Source organism: Pseudomonas sp. Irchel 3A7, from assembly GCF_900187565.1.
Taxonomy (GTDB): Bacteria; Pseudomonadota; Gammaproteobacteria; order Pseudomonadales; family Pseudomonadaceae; genus Aquipseudomonas.
This window is the reverse complement of record NZ_FYED01000011.1, coordinates 76,062-89,993: the sequence shown is the minus strand read 5'-3', so window position 1 is coordinate 89,993 and position 13,932 is coordinate 76,062. Positions and strand designations below refer to the sequence as shown.

Genomic DNA, 13,932 nt, shown 5'->3' with positions numbered 1-13,932 from the left:
TACGGAGAGACACCATGTCCAGCCCCAACATTCACGGCATCATCGGCTACACCATCACTCCCTTCACCGCCAACGGCGAAGGCGTGGACCTCAACGCCCTCGGGCGTTCCATCGACCGTCTGATTGAAGGCGGCGTGCACTCCATCGCCCCCTTGGGCAGCACCGGTGAAGGCGCTTACCTGAGCGATGCGGAGTGGGATCAGGTCGCCGAATTCAGCATCAAGCACGTGGCCAAACGGGTGCCGACCATCGTCAGCGTGTCCGACCTGACCACCGCCAAAGCGGTACGTCGCGCCCGTTTCGCCGAAGCCCACGGCGCCGACGTGGTGATGGTGCTGCCGACCTCGTACTGGAAACTCAGCGAAGCGGAAATCCTCGCCCACTACCGTGCCATCGGCGACAGCATCGGCGTGCCGATCATGCTCTACAACAACCCGGCCACCAGCGGCACCGATATGTCGGTGGATCTGATCCTGCGCATCGTCAAGGGTGTGGAAAACGTGACCATGGTCAAGGAAAGCACCGGCGACATCCAGCGCATGCATCAACTGCAACGCCTGGGCGAAGGCCAGGTACCGTTCTATAACGGCTGCAACCCGCTGGCGCTGGAAGCCTTCGCGGCCGGGGCCAAAGGCTGGTGCACGGCGGCGCCGAACCTGATCCCGCAGCTCAACCTGGACTTGTATGAAGCGGTGTTGGCCAACGATCTGGGCAAGGCGCGCGAACTGTTCTATCGCCAGTTGCCGCTGCTGGATTTCATCCTCAAGGGCGGCTTGCCGGCGACGATCAAGGCGGGCTTGCGCGAAACCGGGCTGGAGGTGGGAGATCCGCGGTTGCCGGTATTTCCACTGGGTGAGGCGGGACTTGGTCAGCTGCAAGGCCTGCTGAAAGCCCTGGGCTGATCTCAAGACACAGATGTAACCCATGTGGGAGCGAGCCTGCTCGCGAAGGCGGTTTGACATTCAACACAGAGGTTGACTGATCAATCGCATTCGCGAGCAGGCTCGCTCCCACATGGGGATTTGCATTGTGTTTCAGAGGACAGGAAGGGTCTTGTCCTTGATCACCTTGGTCGGCCCGTTGGCCTTCACACTGGCTATGCCCTTTTCCATGGCCGCCGCCGAAGCATAGGACTCGCTGCTGCCGATGATTTCGTGGTTAGCGGCCTTGAGGTTGAAGTAGGGATGGCCATCCTTGGTGGTTTTTTTCTCGTAGCGCTCATCCAGCGGGCTGTTGGCCTGGACCGATGCGATACCTTTATCGGCCGCGGCGCGGGTGGTGTACAGCTCACTGGTCAGAATGGTTTCGGCGTTCGCCGCCTTCAGCACAAACCTGAACTGACCGCTGCTGCTTTTACTCACTTCGTACCATCCGGACATGCTCTTTCTCCTTGGCGAATGAGAGGTTGCGCGCTTCAGAGTAAAGACCAGCCCGGGATTTTTGTCGCCTGTACCGGCCCCTTCGCGAGCAGGCTCGCTCCCACATTGAAATTGCGTACACCGATCCATTGTGGGAGCGAGCCTGCTCGCGAAAGGGCCGCCAAGGTCACCCTACTTCCCCAATGTCCGCACTATCGAAAGCTCAGGCACCTGACCCCGCCGCTGACTCAGATACCGCGTACAACTGACCCGCAAAAACGAAGCGAAATTCACCACCTCGCCGCGGTAGTCCATCACCTCTTCATACAGCTTGGCGATCAACTGATTGGTGGTCATGCCATCGACCTCGGCGATTTCGCTGAGGATGTCCCAGAACTGGTTCTCCAGCCGCAGGGTGGTGACGACCCCGCAGATACGCAGCGAGCGGGAGCGCGATTCGTAGAGAATCGGGTCGGCTTTGACGTAGAGCTCGCACATGGACAGGTTCCTCGTTACAGCGTGATTTTCGTGCCCAGTAACCCGAGGAAACCCGCGAGCCAGTTCGGGTGGGCAGGCCAGGCCGGCGCCGTGGCCAGATTGCCTTGAACATGACCGTCCGTCACCGGAATATCGATAAACGTCCCGCCAGCCAGGCGTACTTCCGGTGCACAGGCCGGGTAGGCGCTGCACTCGCGCCCTTCGAGAACCCCTGCCGCCGCCAGCAGTTGCGCACCGTGGCACACGGCAGCGATCGGCTTGCCAGCCTTGTCGAAATCCCGCACCAGCTCCAGGACTTTTTCGTTCAGGCGCAGGTACTCCGGCGCACGACCGCCGGGTATCAGCACGGCGTCGTAGTCCGCAGCCTTGACCTTGGCAAAATCGAAATTGAGGGCAAACAGGTGTCCGGGTTTTTCACTGTAGGTCTGGTCGCCTTCAAAGTCGTGAATGGCCGTGCGTACGGTCTGGCCGGCGGCCTTGTCCGGGCAAACGGCATGCACGGTATGGCCGACCATCAACAGGGCCTGGAACGGCACCATCACTTCATAGTCTTCGACGTAATCGCCGACCAGCATCAGAATTTTTTTAGCCGCCATGGGGAGGACTCCTCTGGAAAATGCGTGGGCATGCAGGAGTATTCAAGGTAGTCCTTATCCGATGAGTCGGGTAACAACCGGCTACTACCTGACGGACCGAGTAATCGTTCATCGCGGGCAAGCCACGCTCCCACAGGTCCTGTGTCGTTCTTGTGGCCAATGCGATACCTGTGGGAGCGGGCTTGCCCGCGATGGCGTCCTTGAACTGTACGGATAACTCCGCGTCTATCTGTAGCAGCGTGAAACCCACAGTTTATGGCTAGATGTAGGCACTTCCCCTCACCCAGGATTCTGGTTGCCATCATGTCCTCCCGCGAAAACACCGGCATGGCCCTGGGCTTGCTCGGCGTCGTCATTTTCAGCCTCACCCTGCCCTTCACACGGATCGTCGTGCAGGAACTTCATCCGCTGCTCAATGGCCTGGGTCGTGCGTTGTTCGCGGCGGTGCCTGCGGCAGTGCTGTTGCTGTGGCACCGTGAAAAATGGCCGACCTGGAAACAGGTCAAAGGCCTGATGCTGGTGTCGGCCGGGGTGATTCTCGGCTTTCCGGTATTGTCGGCCTGGGCGATGCAGACCTTGCCGGCGTCCCATGGTGCACTGGTCAATGGCCTGCAACCGTTGTGCGTGGCGCTGTACGCCGCGTGGCTGTCCCATGAACGTCCGTCGAAAGCCTTCTGGGCCTGCGCAGCGCTGGGCAGTGCGCTGGTGCTCGGCTATGCATTGATCAGCGGCGCCGGCAGCATTCAGGCCGGTGACTTGCTGATGCTCGGGGCTATCGCGGTGGGTGGTCTGGGCTATGCCGAAGGCGGCCGGTTGGCCAAGGAGATGGGCGGCTGGCAGGTAATCTGTTGGGCATTGGTACTGTCGACACCGCTGCTGATCGGTCCGGTGGTCTATCTGGCGCTGCAACACCAGGGCGAGATTTCGAGCAAGACCTGGTGGGCCTTCGGTTACGTCTCGCTGTTTTCGCAGTTCATCGGTTTCTTCGCCTGGTATGCCGGGCTGGCCATGGGCGGCATTGCCCGGGTCAGTCAGATCCAGTTGCTGCAGATCTTCTTCACCATCGCTTTTTCAGCGTTGTTTTTCGGCGAACATGTGGAGCCGATTACCTGGTTGTTTGCGGCCGGGGTGATTGTGACCGTGATGCTGGGCAGAAAAACGGCGATCAAACCCCATGTGGGAGCGAGCCTGCTCGCGAAAGGGCCGTGACAGTCAACATCGCAGTTGACTGTCAGTCCGCCTTCGTCGGCACGCCGCCCGGAGCCGACTCGCTCCCACTGGGTCAGAGGTAGCCGTCGGTCCGCAGCAAAGTTTCCAGGCAATGTTCAGTGATGTGATAGAAATCCTTCAGTTCCTGGATTTTCGCCAACAGCTGAGCCGGGGCAACCGGTTCGGCGCGTTTGACCGCCAGAATCATCTTGTTCTTGTTGGTGTGGTCCAGTGAGATAAACTCGAACACCTTGGTTTCATAGCCGCAAGCCTCGAGGAACAGCGCACGCAAGCTGTCGGTGACCATTTCCGCCTGCTGGCCCAGGTGCAAGCCGTATTGCAGCATGGGCTTGAGCAGCGCCGGGCTCTGGATTTGCAGGCGTATCTGCTTGTGGCAGCACGGCGAACACATGATGATCGACGCCCCGGAACGGATGCCGGTATGAATTGCGTAGTCGGTGGCGATGTCACAGGCGTGCAGCGCGATCATCACGTCCAGCTCGCTCGGCGCCACACTGCGCACGTCACCGCACTTGAACACCAGCCCGGGATGCTCAAGCTTGGTCGCCGCGGCGTTGCACAGGGTGACCATGTCTTCACGCAACTCGACACCCGTCACTTCGCCTTCGGCCTTCAAGGTATTGCGCAAGTAGTCGTGGATGGCGAAGGTCAGGTAGCCCTTGCCCGATCCGAAGTCCGCCACTCGCACCGGTTTGTCCAGGGCCAGCGGCGAGGACGTCAGCGCATGGCTGAAGACTTCGATGAACTTGTTGATCTGCTTCCACTTGCGCGACATCGCCGGAATCAGCTCATGCTGCTTGTTGGTCACGCCAAGGTCGGCGAGAAACGGTCGACTCAGGTCGAGGAATCGGTTTTTTTCGCGGTTGTGCTCGGCAGACGGCACTTCGCGCAATTGCTGGGGTTTGCTTTTGAACAGCGAACTCTTGCCCTTTTTGCTGTATTCAAGCTGGGCTTCGTCAGTCAGCGACAACAAGTGCGCATTTTTGAACGCTGCCGGTAAAAGATCGGCAATGGTCGCGACGCTTTCGGCCAGAGGCAGGTTCTTGGTGATGTCTCGGGTCTTGTAGCGATAGACGAAGGACAGGCAAGGCTGCGACTTGACCGTCACCGGTTTGATGATGATCCGCTGCAGGTCCGTTTCATCGCCAACGTACTTGGCCAGCACCAGTTTGATGAAGGCATTTTCATCGAGACTGGTTTGCAGCAGGTCGATGAATTGGGCGTGATGATCCGGCGCGAGGCGGGCGGGAGTAGCGGTGACAGACATGGAAAAACGGCCTCGGGCGGTGCGAGTCGGGGAATGCCCGGTATTTTAGGGCGGACGAGGCGTTTGGGCACGGAGTTATTTTGTGGCAGGTCCTGGTCAGGCAGCCCAAGACCTGAATAAACCCATTGGAATCTAGGGCTCCACCAGCCGAAGTTTACGATTGGTCGGCGAGTTGATGATGTATTTGACAATCAACCCTACCGGTACTGCCCAAGTCAGGCCGTTGGCCGGATCGGTGACCACAGCGACGGTTTCGGAACTCGCGGCGATATCCAGACGCCGACGATCATTGGTGGATTTGATTAATCCGTAGGCATGGCTGACCAACTTCTCTGCCAGGTGCATCGGCACATCGATACCTTGCAGATGTTTGACGGCACGACAGAACAGCACCTGGTCATCGCTCAATCCATCGCTTTCATGACGGGCCAGGAACGCCTGGGCGATGGCCAACAGTTCCTCGTTCACTTCTCCATTCTCATCAATGCCCTCCATGCCTACGACTCCAGTTGTGTTTCCGTCGACGTGGCACTTTTGGCAACAGGCCTGGCATCGCGACGCAAGTCGGGGCTGGCGCTCGGCAAACGTACGGAGGGATTGGGCATTCCACTGGGCGACAGTTCGTGGGTCATTTCGAACTCGGCCCGAACCGACCAGCCACAAGCCTCGGAAGTACATTGCAAATAGGCCACCCGCAGAAAAATATGACGGCCCTCGCTGGTGCGGATGCGCATCTTGCTCAGGCAGTGAGGACACACCATTTTGTAAGTGCTCATGCTTGTTTCCCGGCGGTCATCTGGTGGTAATCGACTTGATCAGACGCAATACTGTTTGGCGCGTTGATCGCTGCGGTCCGCCCTTGCGAAAAACGTCTGCCGGACAAAAGGAAATGCAACGGGCAGCCGCGTAATGGGTTAGAGCCAAGCTCGTAGGAAATCACCCTGATACCATTAGGAAGTTTCGACATCGTATTCTTCTGATTCGTAGTTGATGATTGATTACTTACAAAAAAATAAGTACTCATTGCGCATACGCTAAGCACTCAAAAAGCATATGTCAAAGGGAAGAGGCTCAAATTGCGTAGCAAAAAATCACAAGCTGTCCTGGCTCGCCTGAAGCAAATCACCGGCACTAAAACCGATGCATCATTGTCTTCCGCGCTGCAGATCAGCCCGCAAACCCTTAGCAGCTGGAAAGGTCGCGACAGCACGCCATACTCATTATGCGTAGACATCGCGCAAACACGAGGCATCTCTCTTGATTGGTTACTGCTCGGTGAAGGTCCGATTTTGCGGCAGGCACCCAGCAACCCCGTCGAGGGCTCTCAAGAAAGTACGGCCCGGGAAAACACAATTCTCGCGTTGTGGCGATTGCTGGACGAAGAGGATCGCTGTGCCATACAAAACGCGCTGGAGGAAAAGAGACGCCTGCGTGACATGGAACTCAAACTGTCTGAAATGGCCACCCTCCTCTCGTCACTCGAACGAAATTTGAAGTCATAGCCATCCAACGTTCATCACTGCCCATCACCCGCGCCCTCTGAAGTGACGGATGATTTCGCCAAGACCGGCACCATCGATCCATTGCATGACCTTGATACTGATGGGAATGACGATCAGCGCGCAGAAAAATGCCGTCACCCCCGCTGTCAGGAACGGGGTCATCTGCAGTGCGACCGGGGTAAATAGATAGCCGACGCCCGCCGACAGCAACCAGGAGCCGATTCGCTGCCAGGCTTTGAAGTTGATGCGGGTGGTGGTGACCAGCCAGGCACCCAGCGACGCACCGAACAGCGCCTCGCCATCAATCGCAGGCAGTGTCGCGACACCCAATCCCAACAGGAGCCCACTGATACTGTTGTAGACCGAATCAGTCAGATTCATGGGCACCTCTCTCACCAGTCTCATCAATCCTGATGACTCCCGATTCAATGGCTTTGAGCAACGCGGCGCTACGGGAACTGACGGCGAACTTGCGGCGGATATTGGAGAAATGAAAGTTGACCGTGGCTTCCGAGCAATTCTGAATCCGGGCAATCTCCCAGGATGTCTTGCCTTTGAAGCACCACATTAAGGTTTGCTTCTCTTTCGCGGTCAGCCGCGCTGGCGGGGCGTTCCCACCGCCATCGGGTGCAGCCCCCGCAATAGAGTCGAGCGATTGATGCGTTGACATAAGAACTCCCTCTACGTCAGAACGCCCGTGGCAGGGCGCTTGCTGTTGGAGGGATGTTGAAGTCAAGCCTGGCGCCGGACAACACGCGGCAGTTGTACCGTGGAGCGCTACAAACTCTCTGGAGCAACGTTGCGGGTCAGGGTTAACCGAGCACCACCAAACGATTGGGCAGCTCGTTACGTACGTGCGTCACAGGAACGTGCACCTTGAGCAACTCGCCGCACGCCTCGATGCAACTGACAAAGCCCTGCAACGTCTGCCCTTGCCGCACTTGCTGCGTGAACGCGGCAACAATCGCGTCCCAGTTCTTGTTGTCCAGCCGACTGGAGATCCCCTCGTCCACCAGGATTTCCACATAACGCTCGGCCTCGGAGACGAAAATCAACATGCCGGTGCTGCCCACGGTGTGGTGCAGGTTTTGTTCCAGGAACTGCCGACGCGCCAGGTTCGAGGCGCGCCAGTGACGCACCGAACGCGGGATCAGGCGGGTGGTGATTTTCGGTACCCGGAACACCAGGCACAGGATGATGAAGGTGACCCATTGCACCAGCAACAAGCTGTGCATGGTCAACCAGCCTGTCAGGTAATGCACGATACCCGGCACCACCAGCGCCAGCAGGCTGGCCCAGAGCAGCGGGATGTACGCATAGTCGTCGGCGCGGGCCGCGAGTACGGTCACCAGCTCCGCATCGGTGTCACGCTCGACCCGGGCAATCGCCTCGGCGACTTTGCGTTGTTCGTGTTCCGTCAGTAATGCCATGTCTTGAAATGCCCGATCATTATTGTTTTATTCACCAGCCGCCCGACGAACCACCGCCCCCGAAACTGCCCCCGCCGCCACTGAAGCCTCCGCCTCCGCCGCCGCCAAAACCGCCACCGCCGAAACCGCCTGAGCCGCCAGAACCGCCAGAACCGCCGCGGCCGGCGGGAAGGATACCGAGCATCTGGCCTACAAAAAAAGTGAGGATGAACAACAACACCAAAAACACGAACAGCCCCGGATGCCGCGAAACGAAATCGTCTTGCGGGTCACCGCTGGATTCATACACCGTCGACGGTTCGTCCAGCGGGTTCCCGCCCAGCACCACCAGCATCGCCGCCACGCCGTCGCTGATGCCTTTGCTGAAATTGCCGGCCTTGAACGCCGGGGTGATGACCTGATTAATGATCACCGAACTCTGCGCATCGGTCAGGCGCTCTTCCAGGCCATAGCCGACTTCGATGCGCAGTTTGCGCTCATCACGGGCGACGATCAGCAAGGCACCGTTGTTTTTGTCTTTCTGACCGATGCCCCAGTAGCGGCCCAGTTGATAACCGAAGTCGGCAATGTCGGTGCCCTGCAAGTCCGGCAAGGTCACCACTACCAGCTGTTCACCGGTGACTTTCTCATGGGCCTGAAGCTGTTGCGTCAGCTGGTCGCGCACCGATGGCTCGATCATCCGGGCGTTGTCCACCACCCGCCCGGTGAGCTCCGGAAACTTCAATTCGGCCTGGGCCGCCAGGGTAAACACCCACAGCAACAGCACCAGGCCCGCTTTCAACACGCGCATGGGCAACCTCAAAATTTGACTTCAGGCGGCTTCTCCGAACCCGGCGTAGCCTCGAAGGTCTCGCGAACCGGCAGGTTGCTGTACATCACGCTGTGCCACAGGCGACCAGGGAACGTGCGGATCTCGGTGTTGTACTTCTGCACCGCCAGGATGAAATCACGCCGCGCCACGCTGATGCGGTTTTCGGTGCCTTCAAGCTGAGATTGCAGGGCCAGGAAGTTTTGATTGGCCTTCAGATCCGGATAGCGCTCGGATACCACCATCAGTCGGCTCAAGGCGCCGCTGAGTTGGTCCTGGGCCTGCTGGTACTGCTTGAGTTTCTCCGGGTTGTCCAACGTGGAGGCGTCGACCTGGATCGAGGTGGCCTTGGCCCGGGCCTCGATGACGGCAGTCAGGGTCTCTTTTTCATGGGCGGCGTAGCCCTTGACGGTTTCCACCAGGTTGGGGATCAGGTCGGCGCGGCGCTGATACTGGTTCTGCACCTGGCCCCAGGCGGCCTTGGCCTGCTCATCGAGGGTCGGGATATTGTTGATGCCGCAGGCGGTCAGCAACGTGGCCAACACCAGTAATGTGGCGATTTGCAGGTTCGACCGAGTGGCGAGTCGTACATTCATCAGAGTGATGCTCCCTTCACATTTCATGGAAAAAACAACCAACGACCCTCTCGGCCGGCTCTTGGGGCATAATCGGCCGCGCTACTGGATCGCATCGGGGCAATGGGCTAAAAAATGCCCTGCGCAAAAAACACATCCGGACTTCGGCTGTCGTTTTTCAATCAGCCCTCGAACAACAATAGACGCTCCCTAAATTTTGGCTGACCGGCGTATAGATCGCCGTTTGGGCCCTTGAGAAAACAATTCATGAAGAAGCTGTGTTTGCTGGGCCTGTTCGTCAGCCTGGCCAGTCATAACGTATTGGCCGCCACGACGCCTGCACCTCTGGAAAACAAGGACGCGTTCGTCAGCAACCTGATGAAGCAAATGACCCTCGATGAAAAAATCGGCCAGTTGCGCCTGATCAGCATCGGCCCGGAAATGCCCCGGGAGCTGATCCGCAAGGAAATCGCAGCCGGCAACATCGGCGGTACGTTCAACTCGATCACCCGTCCGGAAAACCGTCCGATGCAGGACGCGGCCATGCGCAGCCGGTTGAAGATCCCGATGTTCTTCGCTTACGACGTGATCCACGGCCACCGCACCATTTTCCCGATCCCGCTGGCCCTGGCGTCGAGCTGGGACATGGACGCCATTGGCCTGTCCGGGCGCATTGCCGCCAAGGAAGCCGCGGCGGACAGCCTCGACATCACCTTCGCGCCGATGGTCGACATTTCCCGCGACCCGCGCTGGGGCCGGACCTCCGAAGGCTTCGGTGAAGACACCTACCTGGTGTCGCGCATTGCCGGCGTGATGGTCAAGGCGTTCCAGGGTGTCGGCGCCAACGCCGCCGACAGCATCATGGCCAGCGTCAAGCACTTCGCCCTGTATGGCGCGGTCGAGGGCGGTCGCGACTACAACGTCGTCGACATGAGCCCGGTCAAGATGTACCAGGACTATTTGCCACCGTATCGCGCAGCGATTGACGCCGGTGCCGGCGGGGTGATGGTCGCGCTGAACTCGATCAACGGCGTACCGGCCACCGCCAACACCTGGCTGATGAACGACCTGTTGCGCAAGGAATGGGGCTTCAAGGGCCTGGCGGTCAGCGACCACGGGGCGATTTTCGAGCTGATCAAGCACGGCGTCGCCGCCGACGGTCGCGAAGCGGCGAAGCTGGCGATCAAGGCCGGCATCCACATGAGCATGAACGACACCTTGTACGGCAAGGAACTGCCGGGGCTGTTGAAGTCCGGCGAGATCCAGCAGAGCGACATCGACAACGCCGTGCGTGCGGTACTGGACGCCAAGTACGACATGGGCCTGTTCAAGGACCCGTACCTGCGCATCGGCAAGGCCGAGGATGATCCGGCCGACACCTATGCCGACAGTCGCCTGCACCGCGCCGAAGCCCGTGACGTGGCGCGTCGCAGCCTGGTGCTGCTGAAAAACCAGGGCGAAACCCTGCCGCTGAAGAAAACCGCGAAAATCGCCCTGGTCGGTCCGCTGGCCAAGGCGCCGATCGACATGATGGGCAGCTGGGCCGCCGCCGGTCGCCCTGCGCAATCGGTGACCCTGTTCGATGGCATGAGCAATGTCATCGGTGACAAATCGACGCTGATCTACGCCCGTGGCGCCAACATCACCAGCGACAAGAAAATCCTCGACTACCTGAACTTCCTCAACTTCGATGCGCCGGAAGTGGTCGATGACCCGCGTCCGGCCAACGTGTTGATCGACGAAGCGGTGAAAGCTGCCAAGGATGCCGACGTGGTGGTCGCCGCTGTGGGCGAATCCCGTGGCATGTCCCACGAATCGTCGAGCCGTACCGACCTGAACATCCCGGAAAACCAGCGCGCGCTGATCCGTGCCCTGAAAGCCACCGGCAAACCGCTGGTGCTGGTGCTGATGAACGGCCGTCCGCTGTCGATTCTCGAAGAGAACGAACAGGCTGACGCGATCCTGGAAACCTGGTTCAGCGGCACCGAGGGCGGCAACGCCATCGCCGACGTGCTGTTTGGCGACTACAACCCGTCGGGCAAACTGCCGATCACCTTCCCGCGTTCGGTGGGCCAGATTCCGACCTACTACAACCACCTGAGCATCGGCCGGCCATTCACCCCGGGCAAACCGGGCAACTACACCTCGCAGTATTTCGATGACACCACCGGTCCCCTGTACCCGTTCGGCTACGGCCTGAGCTACACCGACTTCAACCTGAGCAACATGACCCTGTCATCGACCACGCTGAACAAGACCGGCAAGCTCGACGCCAGCGTCACCGTGAAGAACACCGGCAAGCGTGACGGCGAAACCGTGGTCCAGCTGTACATCCAGGACGTGACCGGCTCGATGATTCGTCCGCTCAAGGAACTGAAGAACTTCCAGAAAGTGATGCTCAAGGCCGGCGAACAGAAAGTCGTGCACTTCACCATCACCGAGGATGACCTGAAGTTCTACAACACCCAGCTCAAGTACGCCGCGGAGCCGGGCAAGTTCAACGTGCAGATCGGCCTGGATTCCAAGGACGTGACGCAGCAGAGCTTTGAATTGCTTTAACTCCTGACACACCGAAGTAACCCTGTGGGAGCGAGCCTGCTCGCGATGAGGCCATAACATTCAACATCTCTGTTGACTGTTACGCCGCCATCGCGAGCAGGCTCGCTCCCACAGTGGTTTGTGGGGTGGCGACTATCCCCGCCGATCCAGCAGATTCACCACCACCCGATCCACCCACCCCCACACCCGCTGCTTGACCCGTCGCCACAGCGGTCGGCGTTGCCATGCCTCCAGGCTGACTTCCTGGCTCAGGGCAAAGTCCCTTTCGAAACTCGCCGCCACCGCCCGGGTCAGTCCGGGGTCCAGGGCTTCAAGATTGGCTTCGAGGTTGAAGCGCAGATTCCAGTGATCGAAATTGCACGAACCGATGCTCACCCAATCATCGATCAGGACCATTTTCAGATGCAGGAAACACGGCTGGTACTCGAAAATCTGCACGCCGGACTTGAGCAGTCGCGGGTAGTAACGATGCCCGGCGTAGCGTACTGACGGGTGATCGGTGCGCGGGCCGGTCAGCAGCAGGCGTACGTCGACGCCACGGGAGGCCGCACGGCGCAGGGAGCGACGGACTTTCCAGGTCGGCAGAAAGTACGGCGTGGCCAGCCAGATCCGCCGCTGGCCGCTGTTCAGCGCACGAATCAGCGATTGCAGGATGTCGCGGTGCTGGCGGGCGTCGGCGTAGGCAACCCGGCCCATGCCCTCGCCCATGGACGGCACGCGGGGCAGACGTGGCAGGCCGAAATGCGCGGCAGGTTTCCAGGCGCGACGATGACGGTTGGCGATCCATTGGCGGTCGAACAGCAGCTGCCAGTCGATCACCAGCGGGCCAGTGATTTCCACCATCACTTCATGCCATTCGCTGACGTCTTCCCCCGGCGTCCAGAACTCATCGGTGACGCCGGTGCCACCGACCACGGCCATCGTTTGATCCACCAACAACAGCTTGCGGTGATCACGGTAGAAGTTGCCGAGCCAACGCCGCCAGCTCAGGCGATTGTAGAAACGCAGCTCGACCCCGGCAGCCATCAGGCGCTGGCGCAAGGTCAGGGTGAAGGCGAGGCTGCCGTAATCGTCGAACAGGCAACGCACCCGCACGCCGCGCTCGGCCGCCTGGACCAATGCCTGCACCATGGCCTCGGCGCAAGCGCCCGCCTCCACCAGGTACAGTTCCAGTTCGACCTGTTCTTCGGCCCGGGCAATCGCCACCAGCATGCGCGGAAAAAACTGCGGGCCGTCGATCAGCAGTTCGAAGTGGTTGCCTTCACGCCAGGGAAAGATTGCGCCGGCCATGTCAGCGCGCCGTGAAGATCAGTACAGCGCCCACCGGCACCGACAGGCTGATGGCCGACAGCCCGGCGACCTTGCGCAGGGTTTCCAGGCCGGGCGCCAGATCGAAATCTTCGGCATTGATCACCAGCGGTTCCAGGGTCACCACCTGGAAACGCCGGTCATCGAGGCGCGTGGCCAGCAGTTCGGCGTTGTAGGTGTGTTGTTTGCCGTGCAAATTGACGGTCAGCGGCAGACGCAATTCCAGTTGCGCACCGGAGGCGAGGTCGTTGATCGGGCGCAAGTCGATTTGCGTGGTGATCAACGCTTCGGGAAAGGTCTGAATCTCGAACAAGTCCTTGCGCATGCGTTCGTCGCGCAATGGAATGCCGCTGTTGATCGAGTCGAGCTCGACTTCCACCTGCGCCAGGCCCTTGGGATCGACCTTGCCGTGCAGCACCAGAAAGCGCTGCACTTCGGAAACATTGGTGTTTTTGGTGCTGACGAACGACAGCCGCGAGGATTCGCCGTCCAGATACCAATTGGCCCGGGCAGACAGCGAAGCGCCGGCCAGCAGCAGGATGGCGAGGGTTTGGGTGACAGACCGCATGAACATAGAGACTCGTGGGGGCAGATAAACCTGTGCTGAACCTTAACTGGCCTGACACAGGTTGCAAACTTTCTGTTACTCCCAACCTGCCTTTGTGGCGAGGGAGCTTGCTCCCGCTGGAGTGCGAAGCGCTCCCAAAACCGATAATGGGTTACTTCAGATAGACCGAATACACAGGTTTTGCGACCGCTGCGCAGCCGAGCGGGAGCAAGCTCCCTCGCCACAAAAGCCTC

Annotated in this window: 17 protein-coding genes; 4 read left to right on the top strand and 13 right to left on the bottom strand. The window is 59.6% G+C overall.

The genetic code is table 11. The features are described 5' to 3' along the window. Positions 1 to 14: 14 nt before the first annotated feature. A complete protein-coding gene (locus CKW21_RS18755) occupies positions 15 to 902 on the top strand; it encodes a dihydrodipicolinate synthase family protein (protein WP_095195444.1) in 888 nt (295 codons plus the stop codon). A 132-nt stretch (positions 903 to 1,034) separates the two neighbouring features. On the opposite strand, the gene CKW21_RS18750 is transcribed toward CKW21_RS18755, so the two are convergent. The 3 genes from CKW21_RS18750 to CKW21_RS18740 form a co-directional block, all read right to left on the bottom strand. Then, a complete protein-coding gene (locus tag CKW21_RS18750) occupies positions 1,035 to 1,379 on the bottom strand; it encodes a YegP family protein (RefSeq protein WP_095195443.1) in 345 nt (114 codons plus the stop codon). A gap of 171 nt (positions 1,380 to 1,550) precedes the next feature. Beyond that, a complete protein-coding gene (locus tag CKW21_RS18745; protein WP_095195442.1) occupies positions 1,551 to 1,856 on the bottom strand; it encodes a ribbon-helix-helix domain-containing protein in 306 nt (101 codons plus the stop codon). Positions 1,857 to 1,870: 14 nt separating this feature from the next. Then, positions 1,871 to 2,452, bottom strand: coding sequence for a DJ-1/PfpI family protein (locus CKW21_RS18740; protein ID WP_095195441.1), 582 nt, complete (start codon positions 2,450 to 2,452; stop codon positions 1,871 to 1,873). A 303-nt stretch (positions 2,453 to 2,755) separates the two neighbouring features. Between CKW21_RS18740 and CKW21_RS18735 the strand changes: the two genes are divergently transcribed. Then, positions 2,756 to 3,661 (top strand): DMT family transporter, encoded by a 906-nt coding sequence (locus CKW21_RS18735; protein ID WP_095195440.1) that lies wholly within the window; start codon positions 2,756 to 2,758, stop codon positions 3,659 to 3,661. 73 nt (positions 3,662 to 3,734) lie between these two features. On the opposite strand, the gene CKW21_RS18730 is transcribed toward CKW21_RS18735, so the two are convergent. The 3 genes from CKW21_RS18730 to CKW21_RS18720 all read right to left on the bottom strand — a co-directional run bounded on the left by CKW21_RS18730 (position 3,735) and on the right by CKW21_RS18720 (position 5,725). Further along, a complete protein-coding gene (locus tag CKW21_RS18730) occupies positions 3,735 to 4,949 on the bottom strand; it encodes an SAM-dependent methyltransferase (RefSeq protein ID WP_095195439.1) in 1,215 nt (404 codons plus the stop codon). Between the two features lie 132 nt (positions 4,950 to 5,081). Beyond that, a complete protein-coding gene (locus CKW21_RS18725; RefSeq protein ID WP_095195438.1) occupies positions 5,082 to 5,444 on the bottom strand; it encodes a hypothetical protein in 363 nt (120 codons plus the stop codon). A 2-nt stretch (positions 5,445 to 5,446) separates the two neighbouring features. Continuing rightward, the gene (locus tag CKW21_RS18720; RefSeq protein ID WP_095195437.1) at positions 5,447 to 5,725 is read right to left on the bottom strand and encodes an ogr/Delta-like zinc finger family protein; all 279 of its coding nucleotides are present in this window, start codon (positions 5,723 to 5,725) and stop codon (positions 5,447 to 5,449) included. Between the two features lie 300 nt (positions 5,726 to 6,025). Here CKW21_RS18720 and CKW21_RS18715 point away from each other — a divergent pair, with 300 nt between their 5' ends. After that, positions 6,026 to 6,451: a helix-turn-helix domain-containing protein gene (locus CKW21_RS18715; RefSeq protein ID WP_095195436.1), complete on the top strand. Its 426-nt coding sequence runs from the start codon at positions 6,026 to 6,028 to the stop codon at positions 6,449 to 6,451. Positions 6,452 to 6,475: 24 nt separating this feature from the next. Here CKW21_RS18715 and CKW21_RS18710 read toward each other — a convergent pair whose 3' ends face one another. The 5 genes from CKW21_RS18710 to CKW21_RS18690 all read right to left on the bottom strand — a co-directional run bounded on the left by CKW21_RS18710 (position 6,476) and on the right by CKW21_RS18690 (position 9,285). Then, positions 6,476 to 6,832, bottom strand: coding sequence for a putative holin (locus CKW21_RS18710; RefSeq protein WP_095195435.1), 357 nt, complete (start codon positions 6,830 to 6,832; stop codon positions 6,476 to 6,478). Further along, entirely contained in the window at positions 6,819 to 7,121 is a 303-nt protein-coding gene (locus CKW21_RS18705) for a helix-turn-helix domain-containing protein (RefSeq protein WP_095195434.1), read from the bottom strand. Before CKW21_RS18705 ends, CKW21_RS18710 begins: the two co-directional genes overlap by 14 nt. A 142-nt stretch (positions 7,122 to 7,263) precedes the next feature. Then, positions 7,264 to 7,881 carry a TPM domain-containing protein gene (locus tag CKW21_RS18700; RefSeq protein WP_095195433.1) on the bottom strand — a complete coding sequence of 206 codons (618 nt, stop codon included), beginning with the start codon at positions 7,879 to 7,881 and terminating at the stop codon, positions 7,264 to 7,266. A gap of 31 nt (positions 7,882 to 7,912) precedes the next feature. Beyond that, positions 7,913 to 8,671: a YgcG family protein gene (locus tag CKW21_RS32085; protein ID WP_095195432.1), complete on the bottom strand. Its 759-nt coding sequence runs from the start codon at positions 8,669 to 8,671 to the stop codon at positions 7,913 to 7,915. 8 nt (positions 8,672 to 8,679) lie between these two features. Next, positions 8,680 to 9,285: a LemA family protein gene (locus CKW21_RS18690; protein WP_095195431.1), complete on the bottom strand. Its 606-nt coding sequence runs from the start codon at positions 9,283 to 9,285 to the stop codon at positions 8,680 to 8,682. A 246-nt stretch (positions 9,286 to 9,531) separates the two neighbouring features. Here CKW21_RS18690 and bglX point away from each other — a divergent pair, with 246 nt between their 5' ends. After that, positions 9,532 to 11,823, top strand: coding sequence for a beta-glucosidase BglX (gene bglX / locus CKW21_RS18685; protein ID WP_095195430.1), 2,292 nt, complete (start codon positions 9,532 to 9,534; stop codon positions 11,821 to 11,823). 132 nt (positions 11,824 to 11,955) lie between these two features. Here the strand turns inward: bglX and CKW21_RS18680 are convergent, their stop codons facing one another. Both CKW21_RS18680 and CKW21_RS18675 read right to left on the bottom strand, forming a co-directional pair. Next, entirely contained in the window at positions 11,956 to 13,113 is a 1,158-nt protein-coding gene (locus tag CKW21_RS18680) for a phosphatidylserine/phosphatidylglycerophosphate/cardiolipin synthase family protein (protein WP_095195429.1), read from the bottom strand. 1 nt (position 13,114) lies between these two features. After that, a complete protein-coding gene (locus tag CKW21_RS18675) occupies positions 13,115 to 13,705 on the bottom strand; it encodes a YceI family protein (RefSeq protein WP_095195428.1) in 591 nt (196 codons plus the stop codon). Positions 13,706 to 13,932: the final 227 nt, after the last annotated feature.

What these genes read in the sequence shown, in the direction of transcription:
- CKW21_RS18680 (WP_095195429.1), bottom strand. Translation starts at nt 13,113, where the DNA reads ATGGCCGGCGCAATCTTTCCCTGGCGTGAAGGCAACCACTTCGAACTG.
- CKW21_RS18690 (WP_095195431.1), bottom strand. Translation starts at nt 9,285, where the DNA reads ATGAATGTACGACTCGCCACTCGGTCGAACCTGCAAATCGCCACATTA.
- CKW21_RS18720 (WP_095195437.1), bottom strand. Translation starts at nt 5,725, where the DNA reads ATGAGCACTTACAAAATGGTGTGTCCTCACTGCCTGAGCAAGATGCGC.
- bglX (WP_095195430.1), top strand. Translation starts at nt 9,532, where the DNA reads ATGAAGAAGCTGTGTTTGCTGGGCCTGTTCGTCAGCCTGGCCAGTCAT.
- CKW21_RS18750 (WP_095195443.1), bottom strand. Translation starts at nt 1,379, where the DNA reads ATGTCCGGATGGTACGAAGTGAGTAAAAGCAGCAGCGGTCAGTTCAGG.
- CKW21_RS18745 (WP_095195442.1), bottom strand. Translation starts at nt 1,856, where the DNA reads ATGTGCGAGCTCTACGTCAAAGCCGACCCGATTCTCTACGAATCGCGC.
- CKW21_RS18725 (WP_095195438.1), bottom strand. Translation starts at nt 5,444, where the DNA reads ATGGAGGGCATTGATGAGAATGGAGAAGTGAACGAGGAACTGTTGGCC.
- CKW21_RS32085 (WP_095195432.1), bottom strand. Translation starts at nt 8,671, where the DNA reads ATGCGCGTGTTGAAAGCGGGCCTGGTGCTGTTGCTGTGGGTGTTTACC.
- CKW21_RS18705 (WP_095195434.1), bottom strand. Translation starts at nt 7,121, where the DNA reads ATGTCAACGCATCAATCGCTCGACTCTATTGCGGGGGCTGCACCCGAT.
- CKW21_RS18675 (WP_095195428.1), bottom strand. Translation starts at nt 13,705, where the DNA reads ATGTTCATGCGGTCTGTCACCCAAACCCTCGCCATCCTGCTGCTGGCC.
- CKW21_RS18755 (WP_095195444.1), top strand. Translation starts at nt 15, where the DNA reads ATGTCCAGCCCCAACATTCACGGCATCATCGGCTACACCATCACTCCC.
- CKW21_RS18735 (WP_095195440.1), top strand. Translation starts at nt 2,756, where the DNA reads ATGTCCTCCCGCGAAAACACCGGCATGGCCCTGGGCTTGCTCGGCGTC.
- CKW21_RS18740 (WP_095195441.1), bottom strand. Translation starts at nt 2,452, where the DNA reads ATGGCGGCTAAAAAAATTCTGATGCTGGTCGGCGATTACGTCGAAGAC.
- CKW21_RS18730 (WP_095195439.1), bottom strand. Translation starts at nt 4,949, where the DNA reads ATGTCTGTCACCGCTACTCCCGCCCGCCTCGCGCCGGATCATCACGCC.
- CKW21_RS18700 (WP_095195433.1), bottom strand. Translation starts at nt 7,881, where the DNA reads ATGGCATTACTGACGGAACACGAACAACGCAAAGTCGCCGAGGCGATT.
- CKW21_RS18710 (WP_095195435.1), bottom strand. Translation starts at nt 6,832, where the DNA reads ATGAATCTGACTGATTCGGTCTACAACAGTATCAGTGGGCTCCTGTTG.